This is a genomic window from Sandaracinobacter sp. (assembly GCF_041909755.1).
In the GTDB taxonomy this organism is placed as follows: Bacteria; Pseudomonadota; Alphaproteobacteria; order Sphingomonadales; family Sphingomonadaceae; genus Sandaracinobacteroides.
This window is the reverse complement of sequence record NZ_JAYRCW010000036.1, coordinates 1-24,193: the sequence shown is the minus strand read 5'-3', so window position 1 is coordinate 24,193 and position 24,193 is coordinate 1. Positions and strand designations below refer to the sequence as shown.

Here is a 24,193-nt window from a genome sequence, read left to right as displayed (position 1 = left end):
CCGCGAAGAATCGCCCTTCCGGCCCGGCCCCGGCCGCTCTAATCGGGGGCCATGGCAGATATCGCATTCGTGGGGCTGGGAGTGATGGGCTGGCCCATGGCCCGCCATCTGGTCGCCGCCGGTCACCGGCTCAGGCTTTACAACCGCACGGCGGACAAGGCCGCGCGCTTTGCCGCCGCCTATGGCGGCACCCCTGCCGCCAGCGTGGCGGAGGCAGCAGACGGCGCCGACGCGCTGATCACCTGCGTGGGCAACGACGCGGATGTGCGGCAGGTGACCGAAGGGGAGGGAGGCGGCTTTGCAACGCTGCCCGACGGGGCCTTGTTCATCGATCACAGCACGGCTTCTGCCGCGCTTGCCCGGGATCTCGCCGGGCGCAACCCGCGCCTCAGCTGCATCGACGCGCCGGTTTCCGGCGGGCAGGCTGGCGCGGAGGCCGGGCAGCTGGCGATCATGTGCGGCGGCGCGGAAGAGGCCGTGGAGGCCGCGCGGCCGATCCTTGGCTGCTATGGACGGCGGGTGGTGCGGATCGGCCCTTCGGGCCATGGGCAGCTGGCAAAGATGTCGAACCAGATCGCGATCGCCGGGGTCGTGCAGGGGCTGGCGGAATCGCTGCATTTCGCCATGAAGGCGGGGCTGGATACGGATGCACTGCTGGATGCGATCGGGCAGGGCGCGGCGCAGAGCTGGCAGATGGACAACCGTGCGCGCACGATGGTGGAAGGCCGCTTCGATTTCGGCTTTGCGGTGGATCTGATGCGCAAGGATCTGGGGCTGGTGCTGGACGAGGCGCGGCGCAACGGCGCGAGCCTGCCGGTGGCCGCGCTTGTCGATCAATTCTATGGCGATGTGCAGAAGCTGGGCGGCAACCGCGACGACACCAGCTCGCTGATCCGGAGGCTGACATGATGCGTTGCCTGCTGGCCGCGACGGCCCTGCTGCTGGCCGTTCCGGCTGACGCCGCCAAGACACTGGTTGTGAATGCCAACGGATATACGCTTGATAATGCCGGAAACCTCCGGCGGTTTTCCACGCTGTTCGTGGGCGATGACGGCAAGGTGCTGGCGATCCTGCCAAAGGGCGCGGCGGAGCCGAAACTGGTGGCCGGCGACTTCAAGCTGGATGCGCGCGGGCGCACGCTGATCCCGGGGCTGATCGATGCCCATGGGCATGTGATGTCGCTGGCGCTGGGGCTGCGCAGCCTGGACCTTTCCGGGGCGGCGGGGCTGGCGGACGCGCAGGCGAAGATCGCCGCCTATGCGGCGCGCGACACCTCTGCCGGGTGGATTCGCGGCGGGGGCTGGAACCAGGTGAGCTGGGGGCTTGGCCGGATGCCAACTGCGGCCGAGCTGGACGCCGCCTATTCGGCGCGTCCGGTGTGGCTGTCGCGCGTGGACGGCCATGCGGGATGGGCGAACAGCGCGGCCCTGAAGGCGGCCGGGATCACGCGGGCGACGAAGGATCCGGCCGGTGGGCGCATCCTGCGCGACGCGGCGGGGAACCCCACGGGCGTGCTGATCGACGCCGCGATGGATCTGGTGGACAAGGTCGCGCCGCCGCCATCCGCCGGGGAGCGGGAGAAGGCGCTGGAGACGGCGCTGGAACATCTCGCCTCGTTAGGGCTGACGGGTGTCCATGACATGGGGACGAGCGCCGAGGACTGGGCGCTGTTCCGCACCTTCGGCGACGAAGGGCGGCTGACGCTGAGGATCACCGCCTATGCCGGCGGGATGCCCGCGATGGAGGCGATCAGCCCGCTGCGGCCGACGCCCTGGCTTTATGGCGGGCGCCTGAAGCTGCAGGGCATCAAGCTTTATACCGACGGGGCGCTGGGCAGCCGGGGGGCGTTCCTGCTGAAGCCCTATTCCGACGAGGCCGGCACGCGCGGATTGCAGTTCCTGGACGACGCCAAGATCAAGAACCTGTTCAGCCGCTCCAACTACCTCGGCTATCAGGTGGCCGCCCATGCGATCGGTGACGCCGCCAACCGGCAGGCGCTGGATGCCTTTGCGGAAATCCGCCCGGCCTATGGCGACAAGTTCCGCAACCGCATCGAACATGCGCAGGTGATCGACCTGGCCGACATCCCGCGCTTTGCGGAGATGAAGATCATCGCATCGGTGCAGCCCACGCACGCAACATCCGACAAGGCGATGGCGGGCGACCGGCTGGGCGAGGCGCGGCTGGAAGGCGCCTATGCCTGGGTGAGCCTGCTGAAGGCGGGCGTGAAGCTGGCGCTGGGGTCCGATTTCCCCGTCGAGCCGGCCAATCCCTTCTATGGGCTGCACTCAGCGGTGACGCGGCAGGACCGGCAGGACCAGCCGCCCGGCGGCTGGCGGCCGCAGGAGGCGTTGACGATGCAGCAGGCCTTCGCGGGCTTTACCACGGACGCCGCATGGGCGGGCGGCGCAGACGGGAAGGTGGGGGTGCTGCAGGAAGGCGCGCACGCGGATTTCCTGCTGCTGGACCGCGACCCCTTCACCATCGCGCCGGCCGAACTGCCGCAGGTATCAGTCGAGGAAACCTGGCTGGACGGCCGGAGAGTGTTTGTCAGAAAACTGCGTTAAGCGGCTTCTGAGAAAGAGATTTCCCCCTTCTTGTCGAGCGCGAGACGGGCACATCCCGGCGCCAGTTTGGGCAGCGCCGCGGCAATCGCCTCGGCGACGGCCTCCGGCGCTTTCAGCGTCATCGGATCTTCGCCGGGGAAGGCGCGGGCGCGCATCTGCGTGCGCGTGCCGCCCGGATCGACGATCAGCGCGTTGACGCCGAGGTTGCGCATTTCGGCGGCATAGACGCCCACGAGATTTTCGAGCGCGGCCTTCGAGGCGGAATAGGGGCCCCAATAGGCTTCCGCGCGGCCGGCGACGGAGGAAGTGACGGCGACGACCGTGCCGCGCCCCAGCCGCAGCAGCCCATCGAAGGCGCGGATGAGCCGCCATTGCGCCGTGACGTTCAGCGCCATCACAGCCTCGAACTCCTTCGGGCTGGCATGGGCGAGCGGCGAAAGCGTGCCCAGCATGGCGGCGTTCAGAACGAGGAGGTCGAGCCCGTCCCAGCGGCCGCTGATGGCGGCGGCGAGCCTGTCGATCTCTTCGCCCTTTGTCAGGTCCGCCGGGGCGATGGTGGCGCTGCCGCCTTCCGCGTGGATCGCATCCTCGGTCGCGATCAGGCCCGATTCGCTGCGGGCCGTGAGGATCACATGATAGCCGGCACGGGCCAGCCGGATCGCTGTGGCGGCGCCGATGCCCCGGCTGGCGCCGGTGACGAGCGCGAGTTTCTGCCGATCCCCGGCCATCAACCGCGCCGCTCCGAAAGAAGCCCCAGCTGGGAGGGCGTTTCCGTGGCCTCATGGTCTGTCAGCCGGGTGGGATAGTCGCCCGTGAAGCAGGCGTCGCAGAATTGCGGAGCGTTGGCGATGCGCGCCGGTTCGCCCAGCGCGCGATAGAGGCCGTCGATGGAGATGAAGGCGAGGCTGTCGCAGCCGATGTAGTTGCGCATGGCTTCCACGTTCATCTGGGCCGCCAGCAGCTTGTGCCGTTCCGGCGTGTCCACGCCATAGAAGCAGCTGTTGGTGGTGGGGGGGCTGGCGATGCGCAGATGCACTTCCGCCGCGCCCGCTTCGCGCAGCATGTGCACGATCTTCACGCTGGTGGTGCCGCGCACGACCGAATCGTCGATCAGCACCAGCTTCTTGCCCTGGATCATCGCCCGGTTGGCGTTGTGCTTCAGCTTCACGCCCAGGTGGCGGATCTGGTCTCCGGGCTGGATGAAGGTGCGGCCCACATAATGGCTGCGGATGATCCCCAGTTCGAACGGGATACCTGCCGCCTGCGCATAGCCGATCGCGGCGGGCGTGCCGGAATCGGGAACCGGCACCACCATGTCGGCGTCCACGGGTGATTCCGCGGCCAGTTCGGCGCCGATCGACTTGCGGACCTGATAGACTGACAGACCATCGGAAAAGCTGTCAGGTCGGGAGAAATAGACCTGCTCGAAGATGCAGGGGCGCGATTTCAAGGGCGCGAAGGGCTTCAGGCTGCGCAGCCCTTCATCGTTGATCACCACAAGCTCGCCCGGCTCGATCGAGCGGATGAAGCTGGCGCCGACGATATCGAGCGCCACGGTTTCGGACGCCAGAATCCAGGCCTCGCCAAGCTTGCCCAGCACCAGCGGGCGGATGCCCAGCGGATCCCGACAGGCGACCAGCCCCTCCTTGGTGAGGCAGATCAGCGAATAGGCGCCTTCCACCTGCTTCAGCGCATCGATGAAGCGGTCCAGCAGGGTGCGGAAGCTGGAGGTGGCGACCAGGTGGATGATCACCTCGGTGTCCGATGTGGACTGGAAGATGGAGCCGCGCCGGATCAGCTCTGCCTTCAGCGTCATCGCGTTGGACAGATTGCCGTTGTGGGCGACCGCGAAACCGCCCGCGGCCAGATCGGCATAGAGCGGCTGCACATTGCGGAGCGCGGTTTCGCCGGTGGTGGAATAGCGGTTGTGCCCGATGGCGGAATGGCCGGGCAGGGCGTCGATGACGTCTGGACGGTCGAAATTGCCCGCCACATGGCCCATGGCGCGATGCACATGGAAGTCGGCGCCGTCGAAGCTGAGGATGCCGGCGGCTTCCTGCCCCCGGTGCTGCAGGGCGTGCAGCCCAAGTGCGGCCATCGCCGATGCCTGCGTCGCACCCCAGACTCCGAACACGCCGCATTCCTCGCGCAGCTTGTCGTCGTCGAACGGATGTGTCGTAAGCTGGCCTGCCCGAATATCGTCAGCCGCCTCTGCCATGGGGATCCTGCCTGTCTTGTGAGCTGCTCGCAGGCCCGCCATGTAGGCGGTTCCGAAGCGTTTGTCGCTATATCTGTTGTCACCGAAAGGTCATCAAGGTTCGCATGGCTGACATGTTCAAACCGAAACTCGATGCAAACGGCCTGCTGACAGCCGTCGTCACCCATGCGGAGACGGGCGAGCTGCTGATGGTGGCGCACATGAACGAAGAGGCCATCGCGAAGACGCGGGAGACGGGGCGGGCGCATTTCTGGTCCCGCAGCCGCCAGTCGCTGTGGCTGAAGGGGGAAAGTTCAGGCCATTTCCTGAACGTGCGCGAGATCCGGGTGGACTGCGATCAGGATTGCCTGTGGGTGAAGGCCCTGCCCGAAGGCCCGGCCTGCCACACGGGCGCACCCAGCTGCTTCTTCCGCAGGCTGACGCCCGACGGGCTGGAACCGCTGTGAGGATATTGCAGGCCGGCGCGACCGGGCTGGTGGGCGGCCGGCTGTTGCCGATGCTGCTGGCCGGGGGGCATGAGGTGGTGTCGCTGGGGCGGCGGCCCTGCGGCGTGGCTCATCCGGCGCTGCGCGAGGTGACGACGGACTTCACCGCAATCGCCTCGCCGGGGCCGGCGGACGCCGCAATCTGCGCGCTGGGCACCACCATGGCCAAGGCCGGAAGTCAGGCGGCGTTCCGGGCGGTGGACGAAGCGGCCGTTCTGGCCTTTGCGAAGGCAGCGCACGAAGGCGGCTGCCGCCGGTTCCTGGCCGTCAGCGCCGTGGGCGCCGATCCGGGGGCGCGGGCGTTCTATAGCCGGGTGAAGGGGGAGGTTGAAGCTGCGCTCGGCCGGATCGGGTTCGACCGCCTGGACCTGATGCAGCCGGGCCTGATCATCGGCCCGCGCGCGGAGCGCCGGCCGGCGGAGGCCATCGCGCAAACGCTGGCGCCGCTGCTGGACGTGGCGCTGGTGGGCGGGCTGGCCAGATTCCGGTCGATTCCGGCCGACGATGTGGCCCGGGCGATGGCGGCGCTGCTGCAGGCGCAGGGGAACGGCGTGTTTATCCACCACTATCGGGAGATGCGGGCGCTTTCCGCTGCCTGAAGGAGGCTCGGTCACGATTCGTGACTAAACAAAGCGGCCGGATTGGCGTATCAGCCGATCAGGTGGCAGTGCCTGATTTGTCGCGCAGGCCATTTCACTTTTTCAGGGTCGGACATCACCGTCCCGCCGCCCATTGGCTGATGTCCGGGCGGCGGGCGGCAGATGGCGTTCGGGTTGCGCTGCGCTTCATTCAAGATTGACGTGAACGTAAAGGTTAGGCAATAGGCGCCCATGGGAACGGGAGGTCTCGACATCGTGGATATCGCCGTCGACGACGCGGACAGTGGCGTGCACACGCCGTTCAGCATCACCGATCTGTCCCGCGAGTTCGGTGTCACGCCGCGCACGCTTCGCTTTTACGAGGATGAGGGGCTGATCCACCCCACGCGGCGCGGCACCACGCGCCTCTATTCCCGCGCGGACCGGGCGCGGCTGGCGTGGATCCTGCGCGGCCGCTCGGTGGGGTTCAGCCTGGCCGACATCCGCGACCTTCTGGACATGTATGCCCCCGGCCCTGCGCGCCGCATCCAGATCGAGGCCACGCTGGCGAAAAGCCGGGAGCGGATCGCAGCACTGGCCGACCAGCGCGCCGCGATCGATGCGACCATCGCCGAACTGGAACAATTCTGCACCACAATCGAGCAGCAGCTCGAGCGCCCCTGAGGAGAGCCCAATGCCCGCAACCTATCGCGCCCCCGTGAAGGACACCCAATATGTGCTGAAGCATGTCGTCGGGCTGGAGCGGTATCAGAATCTGCCCGGCTTTGCCGAAGCCACACCCGACATGGTGGGCGCCATCCTGGAGGAAGGTGCGAAGTTCGTGGAAGGTGTGATCCACCCGCTGAACCAGAGCGGCGACCGCCAGGGCTGCACCCGCCACGCCGACGGCAGCGTGACCGCGCCGGATGGGTTCAAGGCGGCCTACAAGGCCTTTGTGGAGGGCGGCTGGGGCACGCTGATGGCGCCGAAGGCCTATGGCGGGCAGGAACTGCCGCATGTGCTGGGATCCGCCTTCGAAGAGTTCCAGTCCTCTGCCAACATGGCCTTCAGCATGTATCCGGGGCTGACGCAGGGCGCCGTCAGCGCCATCCTGGTGACCGGGTCCGAGGAACAGAAGGCGAAATATCTGCCGAACATGATCGGCGGCAGCTGGACCGGCACGATGAACCTGACGGAGCCGCATGCCGGCACCGACCTTGGCCTCATCAAGACCCGCGCAGAGCCGCAGGCGGATGGCAGCTGGAAGATCAGCGGAACCAAGATCTTCATCTCCGCCGGCGAACACGACCTGTCCGACAACATCATCCACCTCGTGCTGGCGAAGACTCCGGGCGCCCCGGACAGCGTGAAGGGCATTTCGCTGTTCATCGTGCCCAAGTTCCTGGTGAACGACGACGGCTCGCTGGGCGCGCGCAACAGCCTTTCGTGCGGGTCCATCGAACACAAGATGGGCATCCACGGCAACGCCACCTGCGTGATGAACTATGATGGTGCGACCGGCTACCTGATCGGCGAGGAGATGAAGGGCCTGAAGGCCATGTTCATCATGATGAACGTGGCGCGGCTGGGCGTGGGCGTGCAGGGCCTCGCCCAATCGGAGATCGCCTATCAGAACGCCGTCGCCTATGCGAAGGACCGGCTGCAGGGCCGGTCGTTGACGGGGCCGAAGAATCCGGGCGGCAATGCGGATTCCATCCTGGTCCACCCCGATGTGCGGCGCATGCTGCTGAACGCGAAGGCCTTCAACGAAGGCGGGCGGGCGCTGGCGCTGTGGTCTGCGCTGCAGGCGGACCTGTCGCACAAGGCGGAAACCGCCGAGGCGCGCGAAGCGGCAGACGACCTGCTGACGCTGCTGACCCCGGTCATCAAGGCCTATCTGACGGACGAGGGCTATGCCAACGCCACCAATGCCCAGCAGGTGTTCGGCGGCCATGGCTATATCGCGGAATGGGGCATGGAACAGTTCGTGCGCGATGCGCGGATCGCGATGATCTATGAAGGCGCCAACGGCATCCAGGCGCTGGACCTGGTGGGCCGCAAGCTGGCGCAGAACGGGGGCCGGGGGCTGCGGGCCTTCCTGGCGCTGCTGGATGGCGGCATCGCGGAGGCGCGGGGCATCGAAGCGCTGAAGCCGCATGCGGACGCACTGGCGGACGCGAAGGCTGCGCTGGAAACGGCGACCTTCTGGCTGATGCAGAACGCCATGGCGAACCCGGATCATGCCGGCGCTGGCTCCATGGCCTATCTGCGGCTGATGGGTCTGGTGGCGCTGGGGCATTTCTGGCTGCTGATGGCGAGGGCCAGCACGGCGGCGCTCGCCGGCGACGCGAGCGACTTCGGCCGCGACTTCCACGAGGCCAAGCTGATCACGGCCCGCCATTTCTTCGAACGGCAGCTGCCGGCCGCCCGCGTCCATGCCGCGGAAGTGCAGGTGGGGGCCGACACGCTGATGGCGATGCCGGCCGAGAGCTTCTGAGCGCGTTTATCTGACGATAGCATCAGCTTGCCGCCACCGGGGGCAGGCGTAACGGAAACCGGTTCCTTCCAAGGGAGAATGAAGATGGCCGAAGCCTATATCTATGACGCCGTGCGGACGCCGCGCGGCAAGGGCCGCAAGGACGGCAAGCTGCACGAGATCACGCCGATCCAGCTGGCGACGCAGGTGCTTCAGGCCGTGCGCGACCGGACCGGCATCGACACGAAGGACGTGGACGATGTGGTGCTGGGCTGCGTCTCTCCGGTGGGGGAGCAGGGCGCAGACATCGCCCGCGTTGCGGTGCTGAACGCGGACTATGCCGAAACGACGGCGGGTGTGCAGGTCAACCGCTTCTGCGCCTCCGGCCTTGAGGCCGTGAACATGGCGGCCGCCAAGGTGATCGCGGGCGAAGCCGAATTCGCCATCGGCGGCGGCGTGGAAAGCATGAGCCGGGTGCCGATGGGCTCTGACGGCGGCGCCTGGGCGATGGACCCGGCGGTTGCCTTCAAGGCCTATTTCGCCCCGCAGGGGATCGGCGCGGACCTGATCGCGACGGTGGACGGCTTTTCGCGCGACGATGTGGACGCCTATGCGGTGGAATCGCAACGTCGGGCCGCAAAGGCATGGGAAGAAAAGCGGTTTTCCAAATCCATCATCCCGGTTCGCGACGTGATCGGGGAAGTGGTGCTGGGCCATGACGAGTTCATGCGCCCGCAGACGGACATGCAGTCGCTGGCGAGCCTGCAGCCGAGCTTCCTGGCGATGGGCGAGCAGATGCCCGGCTTCGACGAGATCGCGAAGCTGAAATATCCCGAGATCGAGCGGGTGAACCATGTGCACCATGCCGGCAATTCGTCCGGGATCGTGGACGGCGCCTCTGCCGTGCTGGTTGGCAACAAGGAAATCGGCGTGAAATACGGCCTGAAGCCGCGCGCCCGCATCCGTGGCATGGCCTCCATCGGCTCTGAGCCGCTGATCATGCTGACCGGCCCGACCTATGTGACCCAGAAGCTGCTGAAGCGGCTTGGCATGACGGTGAACGACATCGACCTGTTCGAACTGAACGAGGCGTTCGCGAGCGTCGTGCTGCGCATGATGAAGCATCTGGATATCCCGCACGAAAAGATGAACGTGAACGGCGGCTCGATCGCGATGGGTCACCCGCTGGGCGCCACCGGCGGCATGATCATCGGCACCGCGCTGGACGAGCTGGAACGCACCGGCAAGCAGACCGCGCTTGTCACCCTGTGCGTCGGCGCCGGCATGGGCACCGCCACCGTTATTGAACGCATCTGATTTTCCGGAGGAACCCATGACAGAACAAGCAATCCGCCAGGAGCTGGATTCCGACGGCATCCTGCTGCTGACCATCGACTGCCCGGGGCTGTCGATGAACGTGATAAACGAAGCCCTCACGCGCGATCTCGTCGCTGCGGTCGAGCGTATCCGCACCGACGCGTCCGTGAAGGGCGCCGTCCTCACCTCCGGCAAGCCCAGCGGCTTTGTCGCGGGTGCCGATCTCAAGGGCATGAACTTTTCCGGCGGCGGCTCGGGCGCCGCATCGGGCAAGTCAAAGATGGCGCAACTGTATGAAGGCGTCTTCACGCTGAACAAGCTGCTGCGGGATCTTGAAACCTGCGGCAAGCCGGTTGCTTCCGCCGTGAACGGCCTGGCCCTTGGCGGCGGGCTGGAAATCGTGCTGGCCACCCACTACCGCGTGATCGCGGACAATCCGAAGATCACGCTGGGCCTGCCCGAAGTGCTGGTGGGCCTGTTCCCCGGCGCGGGCGGCACCCAGCGCCTGCCGCGTCTGATCGGCGTGCAGCCCGCGCTGATGTTCCTGCTGCAGGGCAAGAACATGAGCCCGCAGGAAGCGCTGGGCCTGGGCGTGGCGCAGGCGGTGGTTCCGCTGGATCAGGTCGTGGAGACGGCGAAGGCCTGGGTGAAGGCCAATCCGAACGGCGGCGTTCAGCCCTGGGACCAGAAGAACTTCAAGTTCCCCGGTGGTGTGGGCGGCTTCAACCCGGCTTTCGCGCAGACGTTCGTGGGCGGTGTCGCCATGGCGCACAAGCAGACCAACGGCAACATGAACCAGGTGAAGGCCATCCTGTCGGCCGTCTATGAAGGCACCCAGCTGCCGATGGACACGGCGATCCGGGTGGAATCCAAATATTTCGCCAAGGTCGTTGCTGATCCGCAGGCTGGCAACATGATCCGCTCGCTGTTCGTTTCGAAGCAGGCGGCTGAAAAGGGCGCCCGCCGCCCCGCCAATGTGCCGCCATGCAAGACGAAAAAGGTCGGCATGCTTGGCGCCGGCCTGATGGGCGCGGGGATCGCCATGGTTTCGGCGCAGGCCGGGATCGAGGTGGTGCTGCTGGATCGCGATCTGGCCGCGGCCGAGAAGGGCAAGCAATATACCGCCGATCGCCTCGCCAAGAAGCGGATGGCGCCGGAAAAGGCGGCCGAGATCCTGAACCGGATCAAGCCGACGGCGGACTATGCCGACCTGAAGGGTTGCGATCTGATCATCGAAGCCGTGTTCGAAACCCGCGAGATCAAGGCCGACGTGACCAAGGCGACGGAAGCGGTTGTCGGGGCGGACACGATCTTCGGATCCAACACCTCCACGCTGCCGATCACCGGCCTTGCGGAGGCCTGGAGCAAGCCGGAGAACTTCATCGGCATCCACTTCTTCTCGCCGGTCGAGAAGATGCCGCTGGTCGAAATCATCGTCGGCAAGAAGACTGGCCCGGAAGCCATTGCAAAGGCTCTGGATTATGTCTCCCAAATCCGCAAGACGCCGATCGTCGTCAACGACAGCCGCGGTTTCTACACCAGCCGCTGCTTCGGCACCTATGTGCAGGAAGGCCTGACCCTGCTGGGTGAAGGCGTGAAGCCGGCGCTCATCGAGAATATCGGCAAGCAGATGGGCATGCCCGTCGGTGCGCTGGCGGTGAACGATGAAGTCGGCCTGGACCTCAGCTACAAGGTCGCGCAGCAGACGAAGAAGGACCTGGGCGACGCCTACAAGCCGGGCGCCGGCGAAGCTGTCATCGAGAAGATGATCGAGCTGGGCCGCCATGGCCGCAAGAACGGCAAGGGCTTCTACGCCTATCCGGAGGATGGCAGCCCCAAGCATCTGTGGCCGGAACTGTCCGCCCACTTCCCGGTGGCGGCGCAGCAACCGACCCCTGCCGAGGTGAAGGAACGGCTGCTCTATCGTCAGCTGGTGGAAACCGCCCGCTGCTTCGCGGAAGGCGTGCTGGAAACGCCGGAGGACGGCGACCTGGGCGCCATCTTCGGCTGGGGCTTCGCACCCTTCACCGGAGGTCCGTTCAGCGCGATGGACACCATCGGGATTGCCGATGTGGTCCGGACGCTGGACCGGCTGGCGCAGGCCCATGGGGAGCGCTTCACGCCGCCCCAGATGCTGCGCGACATGGCCACGAAGGGCGAAACCTTCTACGGCAACGCCGCGAAGAAGAAGGCCGCCTGACCGCAGGGCCGGGCTGAAGTATGGGCGGGCGTTCCGATCAGGGCGCCCGCCCTCTTCATTTTCGGCATCCTCCCAAAAGCCTAGGTTGTCTGGCTGCTGCCGGCATGGCTTCACGGACCATCACAGAACGAGATTGAGGGACAATTCGATGATCAAGACGCCTCTTTGCGCCCAGCTCGGCGTGGAACATCCCATCATGCTCGCCGGTATGGGCGGCGTTTCCTACGCGGAGGTCGTGGCGGCTGTGTCCAACGCGGGCGGCTTCGGCACGCTGGGGATGGCGGGAACAAGCGCCAAGTTCATCGAAGGCCAGATGCAGAAGGTTCGCGAGCTGACGGACAAGCCCTTCGGTGTCGATCTTCTGTCCGCCCAGCCGGAATCGCTGACGTCGGCGATCGAAGTGATCATCGCAAACGGCGCCAAGGCGTTCGTCGCCGGTCTGGGCGTGCCCTATCCGATCGTGAAGCAACTGAAGGACGCGGGCGTCCTGGTGTTTGCGGTGATCGGCAAGGTGGATCACGCCATCAAGGCCGAGCAGGCGGGATGCGACGGCGTGATCGCGCAGGGAACCGAGGGCGGCGGCCATACGGGCAGCGTCGCGTCGGTCGCGCTCTGGCCGCAGGTCGTGGATGCGGTGAAGATCCCGGTGGTGGCCGCCGGCGGTCTTTATGATGGCCGGGGCCTTGCCGCCGCGCTCGCCATGGGCTGCCAGGGTGTCTGGATGGGCACGCGGTTCATCGCCTCGAAGGAAGCGCACGCCGGACAGGCCTACAAGGACGCGATCGTGGAAATGTCGGAATCCGATACCACCATCTCGCGCGGGTTCACCGGCAAGACGCTTCGGGCGCTGAAGAACGACACCACCGACAAGTATGAGAAGGAGCCCGCCAAGCCCTTCCCGGCGCAGGCGATGGAATCCGCCCAGCTGAACCGTCTGGGTCCGATCGCGGGCGTGACCGACAACCTGGACCGCAGCTTCCAGTGCTTTGCCGTGGGGCAGGGCGGCGGCGGCGTGCGGGAGGTGCTGAGCTGCGCGGACATCGTGGCGAACACCGTTGCAGAGGCGGAAGCCACGCTGAAGCGCATCGGCAAGCTGACGGCCTGATCGTGACAGCCTGACAGGCCGGGGAAGGGCGGGGGCGATCCCCCCGCCGCTCTAGTCTGCGAGCTTCAGCAGGCGCCGGGCAGCCGGCGCCAGCACAGAAGCCAGGTCGTTGCCGCGCTTCAGGGTCTGCCCGGCTTCCCCGATCAGGCTGTACTGGCCCTGCTTCATCCGCAGGGCCGGTTCCTTGATCAGCCGGAATTCCGGCCGTTCGCTGGCGCGCCGGAACACGGAAAAGACCGCCTGCCGGTTCGTGAAATCAATCGCATAGTCCCGCCATTCGCCGGCGGCCACCATTCGGCCATACAGTTGCAGCACATGCTCCAGTTCAGCCCGGTCGAAGACGATCTGCCCACCGACCGGAAGCGGAATGACGCTCAAGCCGCCTCGCCGCCCGACTTGCGGGTTTCGCGTTCATAGGCATCAAGACGTGCGCGAAGCGTTTCCAGTTCGCACTTCAGAAGCTCGAACTTCTGCGTGGCCGGATCGAACTTGTCGGAGCAGGGGGTGCCATAGGGAACGAAGGCCGGTTCCTCCTTCACCAGCACGGGCACCGGCTTTGCCGGAATACCGATCATGGTCGCGCCGACGGGCACATCCTTCGTAACCACGGCATTGGCGCCGACCTTGGCGCCTTCGCCCACCAGGATCGGCCCCAGCACGGCGGCGCCCAGGGAAATCACCACATTGTCGCCGATGGTCGGGTGCCGTTTCCCGCCGATCCCGTTGGTCGGATTGGTGCCCCCCAGGGTTGCGCCCTGGTAGATCGTCACATTGTCGCCGATCACGGACGTTTCGCCGATCACCACGAATCCATGGTCAATGAACAGGTTGCGGCCGATCTTCGCGCCGGGATGAATGTCGATGGCGGTCAGGAACCGGCTGAAATGATTGACCATTCGTGCCAGCAGGAACAGATCCGCCCGATAGAGCGCATGGGCGATGCGATGGAAGCCGACAGCCCACACACCCGGATAGGTCAGGATCTCCCACCGCGAACGCGGCGCGGGATCCCGCGCGCGGATGCTGGACAGATAGGAAGTGAGTGTGCCGAACATCCCCTGGCGCGCCTTGTCCTGTTGAACCTGTCACATAATCCCAAGTGCGGCTCAATTCCAGATGGCGCGGCACAGCCGCGATGCGCCGGTTTGCGCGCCGTGCCAAGGGCGGGCAGAAAGGCAGTCGATGGAGATTGATTCCGTTTTGATCCTGTTTGCGGCGGTGGGGTTCGTCGCCCAGCTGATTGACAGTGCGCTGGGCGGCGGGTTCGGGATCATCTCGTCGTCGGTTCTGATCGCCACCGGCGTTCCGCCGGCATCCGCTTCAGCCGGAATCCATGTCGTGAAGGTGGTGACGGCGCCGATTTCCGGTTTCAGCCACGCGCTGGCCGGGAATGTGGACTGGCGGCTGTTCTGGCGTCTGGCCATTCCCGGCGTGATCGGGGCGGTGGCCGGGGCCTGGCTGCTGACGGGCCTGCCCATCGATACGGCGAAGCTGCTGATCCAGATCTATCTGGGCATCCTGGGCATTGTGCTGATCCTGCGCCGGCCGATGCGGCACGGGCATCATGGCGATCCCAAGGTGGTGGGGCCGCTGGGTCTGGCGGCGGGATTTCTCGATTCGGCGGGCGGCGGCGGCTGGGGCCCGATCGCCACGCCCAACCTGATCATCCAGGGCGCATGGCCGCGCAAGGCGGTCGGCACCGTCAACATGGCGGAATTCCTTGTCGCGCTGGCCAGTTCGATCACCTTCCTGATGGCGCTTGGCTGGGAAACGCTGGGCCGGGCGATCATCGGCCTGCTGGCCGGGGCCGTGGTGGCGGCGCCTCTGGGCGCGCTGCTGGCGCGCAGGCTGCCACCGGGCCTGCTGGTCAGGCTGGTGGGCATCCTGCTGCTGGTCACGAGCCTCGCCGGTTTCGCGCAAGGCATTCTCTAGCTGATAGCTGGAATATTCCGGCCTGCAGCCCAGCTTGCTTGCCGAACGGCCCGGGGCCTGTCAGCAATGGGGCATGGAACTGGGGCCCGACTTCTTCACCTTCATGATCGTGGGCTTTCTGGCGCAGCTGGTGGACGGCGCGCTGGGCATGGCCTTCGGCGTGATTTCCACCAGTGCGCTGGTTGCGCTGGGCGTGCCGCCGGCCGCGGCTTCGGCGGGGGTGCATGCGGTGGAAACCGTGACGACCGCCGTTTCGGGCACCAGCCACGCCATTGCGCGCAACATCGACTGGAAGCTGTTCGGTCGCATCGCCATTCCCGGCATCCTCGGGGCGGTGGCGGGCGCCTATCTCCTCACCAGCATCCCGGCAGACAAGGCCAAGCCGCTGATCCAGGCCTATCTGGGCCTGCTGGGCGTGTGGATCTTCTGGCGCGGGTTCCGCCACATCCATGTGGAGCGCGAGCCGAAAGTGGTGGAGCCGCTGGGCCTGGCGGGCGGCTTCCTGGACGCCGCGGGCGGCGGGGGCTGGGGCCCGATCGTGACATCCAACCTACTGGTGCAGGGCAAGTCGCCGCGCCACACGGTCGGCACGGTGAACGCGGCGGAATTCCTGGTGACGACCAGCGCCGCAATCACCTTCATCTGGCACCTGGGCTGGGAAGTCGTGACGACGGCGACGCTGGGCCTGCTGGCGGGCGGCGTGATCGCCGCGCCCTTCGGCGCCATTCTGGCCAAGCGGCTGAAGCCGGACCTGCTGATGACGCTGGTGGGCACGGTGCTGATCCTGACCAGCGCCTTCGGGATCTGGCGCTATTTCGCCTGAGGCGTGCGCCTGAGCGGCGGCATCAGGTTGCAGATATCTGCGCCGCCTGCCGGCCTGTTGAAGAAGGCATCGCGCCGGTTCGCGCGCACCCCGGCCCATGTCGCAAGGCTTTGGCCCACAAGAACCTGAAAGCGCGGCTGTTCGGCAGGCGGCAGATCCGCCGCCAGCCGCGCCGAGACCAGCGGGATGCGCTGCTCCGGCCGATCATACATGCCAAGCGCCGCCGTGCCGCGCGGCAGGGCGGACAGATGCTCGATCCCTTCCAGCACCCGGCCGACCAGCGCGATGTTGCGATCGAGATGGCGAGGCCCATGGCCTATCACGACATACAGTTCGGCCCCCGTGCCGGTATCCGGCGCCATGTTGCGCCCCACGCCCAGCATGCCGGGGCAATGGGGCAGCCAGTGCGCCTGCCCATCGGTGGCGACCGGCCAGCCGCCGGCATGGCCGACGACGGCGCCATAGGCATCCGGCCAGGGCAGGGCGGTAAAGTTCGCGGGCTTTCCGGGCTGCTCATAGCCATCCGCCGGCCGTGCGACGATGGCGGCGGGAATCGGCGCCTTTTCCGTGGGATCGCCCCATTGGACGACGTAATTTTCCTGCACCCGCACGATCTGCGCATGGCGGGGGAACCAGCCGTCCTTCACCAGCGCGCGGATGTTCGCCACATGGGTGGGGGCAAAGGCCGGGGCCAGTTGCAGGACGACCCGGCGGTTGCCCGCGAATTCCAGCAGCAGGATGTCCGCAGCCGGGATCGCCTGCCAGTCCGCCGCGGGGGCGGCAGCGATCACCTCGCCGGGGGAAGGCGCGGCTGCGGGGGCGGCGGGCTGCGCGATGGCGGCGGCGGCCGTCAGACAGGCCGCAAGGGCCGGAACAATGGGATGTTTCATGGCCTGAACCTGCCAGCTTGCGCGCCGGTCCGCCAGCGCCCTGTTATCGAATGCCTTCGCCCAAGCCGTTGAATAAATCGATAGCGGCACTTAATCAGGGGGCATGATCTACCTGCCCACCATCAAGCAGCTGCAATATCTGGTCGCGCTTCACCGCACCCGCCACTTCGGCAAGGCGGCAGAGGCCTGCTATGTCACGCAGTCCACGCTTTCGGCGGGCCTGAGGGAACTGGAAACCCTGCTGGGCGTGACGCTGGTGGAGCGCAACCGGCGGGTGGTGCGGTTCACGCCGCTGGGCGATGCGGTGGTGCAGCGGGCCTGGCGGCTGCTGGCAGAGGCCGATTCGATTGCGGAACTGGCGCGCGCGGCCGGAAAGCCGCTGGCGAGCGAATTGCGGCTGGGGGTGATCCCCACAATCGCGCCGTTCCTGCTGCCCTCGCTGCTGCCGAAGCTGCGCGCGCAGTGGCCTGAGTTGAAATTGTTCCTGCGCGAGGAGCAATCCGGCCCGGCGTGCGAGGCGCTCTCACGCGGGCAGCTGGATTGCCTGCTGCTGGCGCTGCCCTACAATTGCGGAGAGATCGAGGCCGAGCCGCTGTTCGACGATCCGATCCGCTTTGCCTTCCACCCGGATGACCTTCCGAATCCGCCGCCGATGGTCGCGCCCGACGGGATCGATGAAGCCCGGCTGCTGCTGCTGGAGGACGGGCACTGCCTGAAGGATCATGCCCTTGCCGCATGCAGCCGCGCCACCTTCCGCCCGGATCAGACAGTGCTGGGCACCTCGCTGCACACGCTGGTGCAGATGGTGGAAAACCGCATCGGTATGACGCTGTTGCCGCAGATGGCGATCGACGCCGGCATCCTTGCCAACACCAGCATCCAGACACGGCCGCTGGCCAGCGCGGATGCCCGGCGCACCATCGCGCTGGCCTGGCGGCCCAGCAGCCCGCGCGCGGAGGAATACCGGTTGTTCGCACAGGCGCTGAAGGAGGCGCGGGCCGGTCAGCCGCGCGAAGCCGCCCTGAGATCGGCATAGAGCGCCTTCGCCGGAATCGGCGGCGCGCCGCCTTCGGCCGCCTTCACAAGCTGCACCAGCCGCGCATTCACCGGCGCCTTCCGGCCCAGACGAGCGGCCAGCCGGACCAGTTCACCCTGCAGATAATCCACCTCCGTCGGACGGCCGCGAACCAGATCGTCCGCCATGGAGGAACGCGCATGGGGATCGACGCGCACCTTCGCGCCGCCGCCTGCCGCCATCACATAGCCATAGATGGCGTCGGGCAGGCTCATGATCTGCGGCATCAGCTTCAGCGGCATGGCAACCGCATCGACCGGCTCGATCCGGGCCGCCTTCAGCAGCTTCAACCCCTCCGCCATGGCCAACGCCCAGGATCGGCGGTAATCGCGCTGGCGAAACTCCTCCGCCAGGCTGACCCCGGACAACGCATTGATAGCATTATTCAGGTTTACAAGCAGCTTGCCCCATTGAATTCCAGTAATATTCGAACTCTTCTTCAGCTCGAAGGAGCGGTTCAGCAGGGCTTCGAACGGCGCGAGCGCAGGGCTGTCCTCCACCACCAGCCCGCCACCCGTGCCGCGATGGAAATGGGCGGGGCCGCGCTGGGCGACGTTGAAGGGGACCATTCCGGCCAGCACGGGGCGGCCCGGCAGCCGCTCCCGCAGCAGGTCGGTATTGGACACGCCGTTCTGGAAGCTGATCACCGGCGCGCCCGGCGGCGCATGGGCAGCGATCGCCGCCGCGGCGTCGGCCGTCTGCATGCTCTTCACGGTGACGAGGACAAGGTCTGCGCCTGCAAGTGCCGCCGGATCCGTGGCGGCGGTGAAGCTGGAGACGGTCACGTCCAGCTCGTCCACGTCTGTCAGCCTGAGGCCGCCTTTCAGCGCATCCAGCATGGACGGCCGCCCGATCAGCGTCACGTCGGCATCCCGCGCGAGCAGCCCGCCCACGTAGATGCCGATCATTCCGGCCCCGAATACTGCGATTTTTGGGCGTCCGCTCACCATTGCCTCTCCACCGGTCTCATGCCTATCTGCCCGCCATTGGAGCGAGGGAGAAGCTGATGAAAGCGCTGCTTTGTGTGGAGCATGGACCGCCGGAGAAACTGGTGGTGCAGGATATCCCCGAGCCAGTGCCCGGCAAGGGCGAAGTGCGGATTGCGATGAAGGCGGCCGGGGTGAACTTCCCGGACGTGCTGATCATCCAGAACCTCTATCAGTTCAAGCCGCCGCTGCCGTTCAGCCCTGGCGGCGAGGCCGCCGGCGTGGTGGATGCCGTGGGCGAGGGCGTCACCCGCTTCAAGGTGGGCGACAAGGTGATCGCCATGATCGGCAACGGCGCCTTCCGCGAGAAGTTCACCGCGAACGAACGGCAGGTGATCCCCATCATGGGCGACATGCCCTTCGACGTGGCCGCCGGCTTCACCATGACATATGGCACATCCCACCACGCCCTGAAGCAGCGCGCGCGGCTGCAGCCGGGGGAAACGCTGCTGGTGCTGGGGGCGGCCGGGGGCGTGGGCCTTGCCGCAGTCGAGCTGGGCAAGGTGATGGGCGCGAAGGTGATCGCCGCCGCCTCGTCAGACGAGAAGCTGGCGCTGACCCGCGAATATGGCGCGGACGAGACGATCAACTATTCGACCGAGGACCTGAAGGATCGGGTGAAGGAACTGACCGGCGGCCGGGGCGTGGACGTGATCTATGATCCCGTGGGCGACAAATATGCCGAACCGGCGTTCCGTTCCATCGCCTGGAACGGCCGCTATCTTGTGGTGGGGTTCGCCGCCGGGGAGATCCCGAAGCTGCCGCTGAACCTGCCGCTGATCAAGGGCGCGTCCATCGTGGGCGTGTTCTGGGGCGCCTTCACCGCGCATGAGCCGAAGCTGCATGAGGCGAACATGGCCGAGCTGCTGCAATGGTTTGCGCAAGGGAAACTGAAGCCCCATGTCTCTGCCCATCTGCCGCTGGATCGGGGGGCAGAGGCGATCCGGCTGCTGATGGACCGCAAGGCCAAGGGCAAGGTGATCCTGACCGCCTGACGGGTCAGCGCCAGCGCGCGGCGGCGTCCTCGTCGCTGTCGCGCGCGCTGACCCAGCCGCCCGCCTCCTTCTTCCAGAAGGGTGCGCGCGTTTTCAGCCAGTCCATCAGAAAGTCGGCCGCTTCGAATGCGGCGCGGCGGTGTCTGCTGGCGGCCAGCACCAGCACGATCGGCGCGCCCACCTCCAGCCGGCCGTGGCGGTGGACGATGATTGCGCCCAGCAGCGGCCAGCGCCCGCGCGCGCCGTCCAGCAGCGCCTGCAACTCGCGCTCGGCCATACCGGGATAATGTTCCAGTTCCAGCGGCTCGCCGCGCGCCTGGCCGGTGAAGCTGACGATGGCACCCACCTCCGGCCCCAGCGCCGACAGGCGGGCCTGTTCGGCGGCGAGATCGAAGGCCTGCGCCTGAACGCGGGCTTCGAACAGGCTCATCCGCCGGTCACCGGGGGGAAGATCGCCACCTCGTCGCCGGGGTTCACGATCGCATCCCGGCCGACATGCAGCTGGTTCAGCGCGAACCTGAGGCGCGACGGGTCGGCAAGGGCGAGATCATGGCCGGCGCTGCGGCCTTTCAGCAGGTCCAGCAGTTCGGCGATGGGCATCGGCGCCGGCAGCGCCAACGCCTCCGATTGCAGCCCGATCCGTTCCCGCACCCAGGCAAAATACAGGAGGCGGACAGTCATGCTTCGTCTGTCATGTGCTTCAGCCCGACGCGCAGATAATCCCAGCCGGTGATCATGGTGAGCGCGCCTGCGAGCCACAGCGTGACAAGCCCGACGGGCTGGGATGGGAGGGCGGGCCACCAGTGCGCGCTGGCGGGCGCCAGGATCAGCGCGCCCAGCGACACCATCTGGAACGTCGTCTTCCACTTGGCGAGCTGGCTGACCGGCAGGCTGACGCGCGCCGTCGCCAGGAATTCGCGCAGGCCCGAAACGGTGATTTCGCGCAGGATGATCACCAGCGCCGGAATCACGTGCCAGCCCGCGATATGATCATTGTGGATCAGCATCACGATCACGGCGACGACCATGATCTTGTCCGCCACGGGATCGAGGAACACGCCCAGCTTTGAAACCGTGGCCTGCGCGCGGGCCAGATAGCCATCGATATAGTCGGTGATGCTGGCCACGCAGTAGAGGATGAAAGCGGCCGTATAGCCCGCCCATCCGGCGTTCCACATCAGGATCACGAACAGCGGAACCGCGAGAATCCGGCTGAGAGTCAGCAGATTGGGGAGGCTGGACAGCATGGCCCACCCTTAGGCAATCCGGGCGGCGCGAACAACCATGGGGAATTTCAGGATGACCGCCGCAAAGTCCGTCTCTGACGCCGTCGCCAGCCGCCGTTCCGTGCGCGGTTTCCTTTTCACCCCGGTCGATCCCGCGGTGATCCGCCGGGTGGTGGAAAAGGCGGCGAGGGCACCTTCGGGCGGCAACCTCCAGCCCTGGCACATCGATGTTGTGGCGGGCCCCAAGCTGGACGAGCTGAAGGCCATCATGGCGAAGCGGGTGCCGGAATCGCCCAAGGGCGAGCCGACCGAATATCATATCTATCCCGAGGTTCTGAACAGCCCCTACAAGGATTATCGCTTCCAGGTGGGCGAGGATCTCTATGGCGCGCTGGGCATCCCGCGCGAGGACCGGATGGCGCGGCTGATGTGGTTCGCGCGGAACTTCCAGTTCTTCGGCGCGCCGGTCGCGCTGTTCTGCTCTGTCGCGCGCACCATGGGGCCGCCGCAATGGTCGGACATGGGCATGTATCTGCAGACGCTGATGCTGCTGCTGCGCGAGGAGGGGCTGGACAGCTGCGCGCAGGAATGTTTCGCCATCTATCCGCAGACGATCGGCAATTTCCTGAGCCTGCCCGAGGACCGGATGCTGTTCTGCGGCATGTCCATCGGCTATGCCGACGAGGGGGACAAGGCGAACCAGTTCCAGTCGCGCCGGGCGCCGCTGGAGGCGTTTGCGACCTTCCACGGGATCTGAGGCGCGGGGCCGCATGGCTGCCAGACCGGTGCGGCGGCAGCGTCGCAATTGCCCCCCGGACGCCGAACGCCTATGTCGGCCGCATGACTGACACTGCCCCCGTTCGCGTGCGCAAGCCCGATTGGCTGCGCGTGCGCGCGCCGACGTCCGCCGCCATTGCCGAAACGCGTCAACTGATGCGGCGACTGAACCTGAACACGGTTTGCGAGGAAGCCGCCTGCCCGAACCTGGGCGAGTGCTGGCAGCAGAAGCATGCGACCGTGATGATCCTGGGCGACACCTGCACCCGCGCCTGCGCCTTCTGCAACGTGAAGACGGGGATGCCGAACAAGGTGGACCCGCTGGAACCGGTGCATGTGGCGGAAGCCTGCGGCGAGATGGGGCTGAAGCATATCGTCATCACCTCGGTCGACCGGGATGACCTTGCCGACGGCGGAGCGACGCAGTTCGTGCGGGTGATCGAGGAGCTGCGCAAGCGCTCGCCCGGCACCACCATCGAGATCCTGACGCCCGATTTCCGCAACAAGGCGTCCGAAGCGGTGGCCCGCATCGTCGATGCCCGGCCCGATGTGTACAATCATAATCTGGAAACGGTTCCAAGGCTTTACCCGACGATCCGGCCGGGGGCGCGCTATTATCACTCGCTGCGCCTGCTGGAGCAGGTGAAGAAGCTGGACCCGACGATCTTCACCAAATCAGGCCTGATGGTGGGCCTGGGGGAAGAGCGGATGGAGCTGCACCAGGTGATGGACGACATGCGCACGGCCGACATCGATTTCCTGACCATCGGCCAGTATCTTCAGCCGACGCCGCGCCATGCGAAGGTGACCGAGTTCGTGGAACCGAAAGCGTTCGCCAGCTATGCCGCGATCGGCCGCGCGAAGGGCTTCCTTCTGGTCGCCGCAAGCCCGCTCACGCGATCCAGCTATCATGCCGGGGACGATTTCGCGAAGCTTCAGGCCGCGCGCCGGGCGAAGCATGCCGCGAAGGATGGGGCAGTTGCCACGGCATAGCGAAACACGCGTCCTGCCCTGGTCGCCGCAGGAAATGTTCGAACTGGTGGCGGATGTGAAGCGCTACCCCGAATTCCTGCCCTGGGTGGTGGCCGTTCGCCCCCGCCAGCAGGGGGACGAGCTGACCGTGTGGGACATGTCCGTCGGCTTCAAGAGCCTGCGGGAAACCTTCACCAGCCGGGTCCGGCTGGACCGGCCGCACCATATCGATGTGGACTATGTGTCCGGCCCGTTGAAGCATCTGCACAACGACTGGCGTTTCCACGCAGCGCCGGATGGCGCGACGCGGCTGGAATTCAGCGTCGATTTCGAGTTCAGATCAAAGATATTCGAACGGCTTGCGGGGGCTTTCTTCCACGAAGCCTTCAAGCGGATGGTGGCCAGTTTCGAAGCCCGCGCCGCGAAACTCTATGGCAGCAGAAGCCTCAGCGCCACCAGCGCGGCCTGACGCCGGATCTCTGCCCGGCCCAGATCCCCGAAATGGTGGGTGTCCGCGATGACGGGGCCCTGTGTCTGATCCCGGATGGCGCGGGCGAACACCACGGTGCCGACGGGTTTCTTTTCGGATCCGCCGCCCGGCCCGGCGATGCCGGAAATGGCGACGGCCACATCGGCGTGGCTTTTCGCCAGCGCGCCCTGCGCCATGGCCCAGGCGGTCGCCTCCGAAACGGCGCCCAACGTGCTGAGGATGTCGTCTGATACGCCCAGCATCTCTGTCTTGGCTTCGTTGGAATAGGTGACGAAGGCGCGGTCGACCACGTCGGACGCGCCCGCAATTTCGGTCAGCGCAGCTGCGACCAGGCCGCCCGTGCAGCTTTCTGCCGTCGCCAACTTGCGGCCGGCGGTGCGATTTTCGTCAATCACTTTTTGCGCAAGTTCAACAAGTTCTTTGTCAATGCTCATTTCATGCTCCAGCCGGGCAGGCGGATCGTGGCGAGCGCCTGCGCGGCAATGCCTTCGCGGCGCCCGGTGAAGCCCAGGCCTTCCGTCGTTGTCGCCTTCACGCTGATGCGCGGGGCGTGGGTTTGCAGGATGTCCGCGATGCGCGCCGTCATGGCGGGCCGGTGCGGCCCCACCTTGGGGGCTTCGCAGATGATCGTGACGTCGCAATGCAGGATGCGGCCGCCGGCGTTTGCCACAAGCGAAGCCGCATGGGCCAGGAACCGGTCCGAACTCGCGCCCTTCCATTGCGGATCGGATGGCGGGAAGTGGGTGCCGATATCGCCGTCGCCCAGCGCGCCCAGGATGGCGTCGGTCAGCGCGTGCAGGCCGACATCCGCGTCGCTGTGCCCGATCAGGCCGTGCGAATGGGGAACGGCGATGCCGCACATCCACACATGATCGCCCGGGCCGAAGCGATGCACATCATAGCCGGAGCCGGTCAGCGTCACCCAGTCCAGCATCCGTTCCGCGGTTTCGAAATCCTGTGGCAAGGTCACCTTCATCGCCTTTTCGTCGCCCGGCACGATGCGCACGGCATGGCCCGCCGCGCGCAGCACCTCAGCATCATCCGTCGCCCCATCGGGCGCAACGGCATGGGCTGCCCGGAT

27 protein-coding genes are annotated in these 24,193 nt (G+C 66.5%); 16 read left to right on the top strand and 11 right to left on the bottom strand.

Translation table 11 applies throughout. The features are described 5' to 3' along the window. Positions 1–51: 51 nt before the first annotated feature. The gene (locus ACE3O8_RS06855; RefSeq protein ID WP_374388115.1) at positions 52–909 is read left to right on the top strand and encodes an NAD(P)-dependent oxidoreductase; all 858 of its coding nucleotides are present in this window, start codon (positions 52–54) and stop codon (positions 907–909) included. Continuing rightward, a complete protein-coding gene (locus ACE3O8_RS06850; protein ID WP_374388114.1) occupies positions 909–2,567 on the top strand; it encodes an amidohydrolase in 1,659 nt (552 codons plus the stop codon). The genes ACE3O8_RS06855 and ACE3O8_RS06850 overlap by 1 nt, the downstream gene beginning before the upstream one ends. Here ACE3O8_RS06850 and ACE3O8_RS06845 read toward each other — a convergent pair. Beyond that, the gene (locus tag ACE3O8_RS06845; protein ID WP_374388112.1) at positions 2,564–3,295 is read right to left on the bottom strand and encodes an SDR family NAD(P)-dependent oxidoreductase; all 732 of its coding nucleotides are present in this window, start codon (positions 3,293–3,295) and stop codon (positions 2,564–2,566) included. The two genes, ACE3O8_RS06850 and ACE3O8_RS06845, sit on opposite strands and share 4 nt — an antisense overlap. Further along, positions 3,295–4,785 (bottom strand): amidophosphoribosyltransferase, encoded by a 1,491-nt coding sequence (gene purF / locus ACE3O8_RS06840; RefSeq protein WP_374388110.1) that lies wholly within the window; start codon positions 4,783–4,785, stop codon positions 3,295–3,297. Before purF ends, ACE3O8_RS06845 begins: the two co-directional genes overlap by 1 nt. A 104-nt stretch (positions 4,786–4,889) precedes the next feature. Here purF and hisI point away from each other — a divergent pair, with 104 nt between their 5' ends. From hisI to ACE3O8_RS06805, 7 genes are all read left to right on the top strand, one after another. Next, a complete protein-coding gene (gene hisI / locus ACE3O8_RS06835) occupies positions 4,890–5,231 on the top strand; it encodes a phosphoribosyl-AMP cyclohydrolase (RefSeq protein WP_374388108.1) in 342 nt (113 codons plus the stop codon). Next, positions 5,228–5,869 carry an NAD(P)H-binding protein gene (locus ACE3O8_RS06830; RefSeq protein ID WP_374388106.1) on the top strand — a complete coding sequence of 214 codons (642 nt, stop codon included), beginning with the start codon at positions 5,228–5,230 and terminating at the stop codon, positions 5,867–5,869. Before hisI ends, ACE3O8_RS06830 begins: the two co-directional genes overlap by 4 nt. A 231-nt stretch (positions 5,870–6,100) precedes the next feature. After that, positions 6,101–6,532 carry a MerR family DNA-binding transcriptional regulator gene (locus ACE3O8_RS06825; RefSeq protein ID WP_374388104.1) on the top strand — a complete coding sequence of 144 codons (432 nt, stop codon included), beginning with the start codon at positions 6,101–6,103 and terminating at the stop codon, positions 6,530–6,532. 10 nt (positions 6,533–6,542) lie between these two features. Then, entirely contained in the window at positions 6,543–8,345 is a 1,803-nt protein-coding gene (locus tag ACE3O8_RS06820) for an acyl-CoA dehydrogenase C-terminal domain-containing protein (RefSeq protein WP_374388102.1), read from the top strand. A gap of 84 nt (positions 8,346–8,429) precedes the next feature. After that, positions 8,430–9,641, top strand: coding sequence for an acetyl-CoA C-acetyltransferase (locus tag ACE3O8_RS06815; protein WP_374388100.1), 1,212 nt, complete (start codon positions 8,430–8,432; stop codon positions 9,639–9,641). Positions 9,642–9,657: 16 nt separating this feature from the next. Continuing rightward, positions 9,658–11,841, top strand: a complete 2,184-nt coding sequence (locus ACE3O8_RS06810; protein ID WP_374388099.1) for a 3-hydroxyacyl-CoA dehydrogenase NAD-binding domain-containing protein — start codon at positions 9,658–9,660, stop codon at positions 11,839–11,841. Between the two features lie 148 nt (positions 11,842–11,989). Continuing rightward, on the top strand, positions 11,990–12,946 hold the full coding sequence (locus ACE3O8_RS06805) for an NAD(P)H-dependent flavin oxidoreductase (RefSeq protein ID WP_374388098.1): 957 nt from the start codon (positions 11,990–11,992) through the stop codon (positions 12,944–12,946). Between the two features lie 51 nt (positions 12,947–12,997). Here the strand turns inward: ACE3O8_RS06805 and ACE3O8_RS06800 are convergent, their stop codons facing one another. Together ACE3O8_RS06800 and epsC are read right to left on the bottom strand one after the other, a co-directional pair. After that, complete coding sequence (locus ACE3O8_RS06800; RefSeq protein WP_374388096.1) at positions 12,998–13,324, bottom strand: DUF2794 domain-containing protein; 327 nt, start codon at positions 13,322–13,324, stop codon at positions 12,998–13,000. After that, positions 13,321–14,001, bottom strand: coding sequence for a serine O-acetyltransferase EpsC (gene epsC, locus ACE3O8_RS06795; RefSeq protein WP_374388094.1), 681 nt, complete (start codon positions 13,999–14,001; stop codon positions 13,321–13,323). The genes ACE3O8_RS06800 and epsC overlap by 4 nt, the downstream gene beginning before the upstream one ends. Positions 14,002–14,128: 127 nt before the next feature. Here epsC and ACE3O8_RS06790 point away from each other — a divergent pair, with 127 nt between their 5' ends. Further along, entirely contained in the window at positions 14,129–14,878 is a 750-nt protein-coding gene (locus ACE3O8_RS06790) for a sulfite exporter TauE/SafE family protein (RefSeq protein ID WP_374388092.1), read from the top strand. A 73-nt stretch (positions 14,879–14,951) separates the two neighbouring features. Further along, the gene (locus ACE3O8_RS06785; protein WP_374388090.1) at positions 14,952–15,701 is read left to right on the top strand and encodes a sulfite exporter TauE/SafE family protein; all 750 of its coding nucleotides are present in this window, start codon (positions 14,952–14,954) and stop codon (positions 15,699–15,701) included. Here the strand turns inward: ACE3O8_RS06785 and ACE3O8_RS06780 are convergent. Next, positions 15,689–16,591 (bottom strand): peptidylprolyl isomerase, encoded by a 903-nt coding sequence (locus ACE3O8_RS06780; protein WP_374388089.1) that lies wholly within the window; start codon positions 16,589–16,591, stop codon positions 15,689–15,691. The two genes, ACE3O8_RS06785 and ACE3O8_RS06780, sit on opposite strands and share 13 nt — an antisense overlap. 103 nt (positions 16,592–16,694) lie before the next feature. On the opposite strand from ACE3O8_RS06780, the gene ACE3O8_RS06775 reads away from it, so the two are divergent. Then, entirely contained in the window at positions 16,695–17,627 is a 933-nt protein-coding gene (locus ACE3O8_RS06775; RefSeq protein ID WP_374388087.1) for a hydrogen peroxide-inducible genes activator, read from the top strand. On the opposite strand, the gene ACE3O8_RS06770 is transcribed toward ACE3O8_RS06775, so the two are convergent. Continuing rightward, a complete protein-coding gene (locus ACE3O8_RS06770) occupies positions 17,594–18,616 on the bottom strand; it encodes a 2-dehydropantoate 2-reductase (RefSeq protein ID WP_374388085.1) in 1,023 nt (340 codons plus the stop codon). The genes ACE3O8_RS06775 and ACE3O8_RS06770 overlap by 34 nt on opposite strands. Before the next feature lie 56 nt (positions 18,617–18,672). On the opposite strand from ACE3O8_RS06770, the gene ACE3O8_RS06765 reads away from it, so the two are divergent. Beyond that, on the top strand, positions 18,673–19,647 hold the full coding sequence (locus tag ACE3O8_RS06765) for an NADPH:quinone oxidoreductase family protein (RefSeq protein WP_374388083.1): 975 nt from the start codon (positions 18,673–18,675) through the stop codon (positions 19,645–19,647). A gap of 4 nt (positions 19,648–19,651) precedes the next feature. Here the strand turns inward: ACE3O8_RS06765 and ACE3O8_RS06760 are convergent, their stop codons facing one another. Genes ACE3O8_RS06760 through pgsA form a run of 3 tightly spaced genes read right to left on the bottom strand, consistent with a single transcriptional unit; the run spans position 19,652 to position 20,891 of the window. After that, positions 19,652–20,077: a molybdenum cofactor biosynthesis protein MoaE gene (locus ACE3O8_RS06760; RefSeq protein ID WP_374388081.1), complete on the bottom strand. Its 426-nt coding sequence runs from the start codon at positions 20,075–20,077 to the stop codon at positions 19,652–19,654. Further along, positions 20,074–20,328 (bottom strand): molybdopterin converting factor subunit 1, encoded by a 255-nt coding sequence (moaD, locus tag ACE3O8_RS06755; protein ID WP_374388078.1) that lies wholly within the window; start codon positions 20,326–20,328, stop codon positions 20,074–20,076. The genes ACE3O8_RS06760 and moaD overlap by 4 nt, the downstream gene beginning before the upstream one ends. Beyond that, entirely contained in the window at positions 20,325–20,891 is a 567-nt protein-coding gene (pgsA, locus tag ACE3O8_RS06750) for a CDP-diacylglycerol--glycerol-3-phosphate 3-phosphatidyltransferase (RefSeq protein ID WP_374388119.1), read from the bottom strand. The genes moaD and pgsA overlap by 4 nt, the downstream gene beginning before the upstream one ends. 55 nt (positions 20,892–20,946) lie before the next feature. Between pgsA and ACE3O8_RS06745 the strand changes: the two genes are divergently transcribed. The 3 genes from ACE3O8_RS06745 to ACE3O8_RS06735 are packed head-to-tail and all read left to right on the top strand — an operon-like array spanning position 20,947 to position 23,091. Beyond that, the gene (locus tag ACE3O8_RS06745) at positions 20,947–21,630 is read left to right on the top strand and encodes a nitroreductase family protein (protein WP_374388077.1); all 684 of its coding nucleotides are present in this window, start codon (positions 20,947–20,949) and stop codon (positions 21,628–21,630) included. A gap of 47 nt (positions 21,631–21,677) precedes the next feature. Further along, a complete protein-coding gene (gene lipA, locus ACE3O8_RS06740; RefSeq protein ID WP_374388117.1) occupies positions 21,678–22,643 on the top strand; it encodes a lipoyl synthase in 966 nt (321 codons plus the stop codon). Continuing rightward, positions 22,630–23,091: a type II toxin-antitoxin system RatA family toxin gene (locus tag ACE3O8_RS06735; protein ID WP_374388075.1), complete on the top strand. Its 462-nt coding sequence runs from the start codon at positions 22,630–22,632 to the stop codon at positions 23,089–23,091. Before lipA ends, ACE3O8_RS06735 begins: the two co-directional genes overlap by 14 nt. Here ACE3O8_RS06735 and ACE3O8_RS06730 read toward each other — a convergent pair. Next, the gene (locus ACE3O8_RS06730) at positions 23,052–23,546 is read right to left on the bottom strand and encodes a CinA family protein (protein ID WP_374388074.1); all 495 of its coding nucleotides are present in this window, start codon (positions 23,544–23,546) and stop codon (positions 23,052–23,054) included. The two genes, ACE3O8_RS06735 and ACE3O8_RS06730, sit on opposite strands and share 40 nt — an antisense overlap. Continuing rightward, on the bottom strand, positions 23,543–24,193 hold a 651-nt coding region (gene ispF, locus ACE3O8_RS06725; protein ID WP_374388072.1), incomplete at its 5' end, for a 2-C-methyl-D-erythritol 2,4-cyclodiphosphate synthase. The genes ispF and ACE3O8_RS06730, both read right to left, overlap by 4 nt.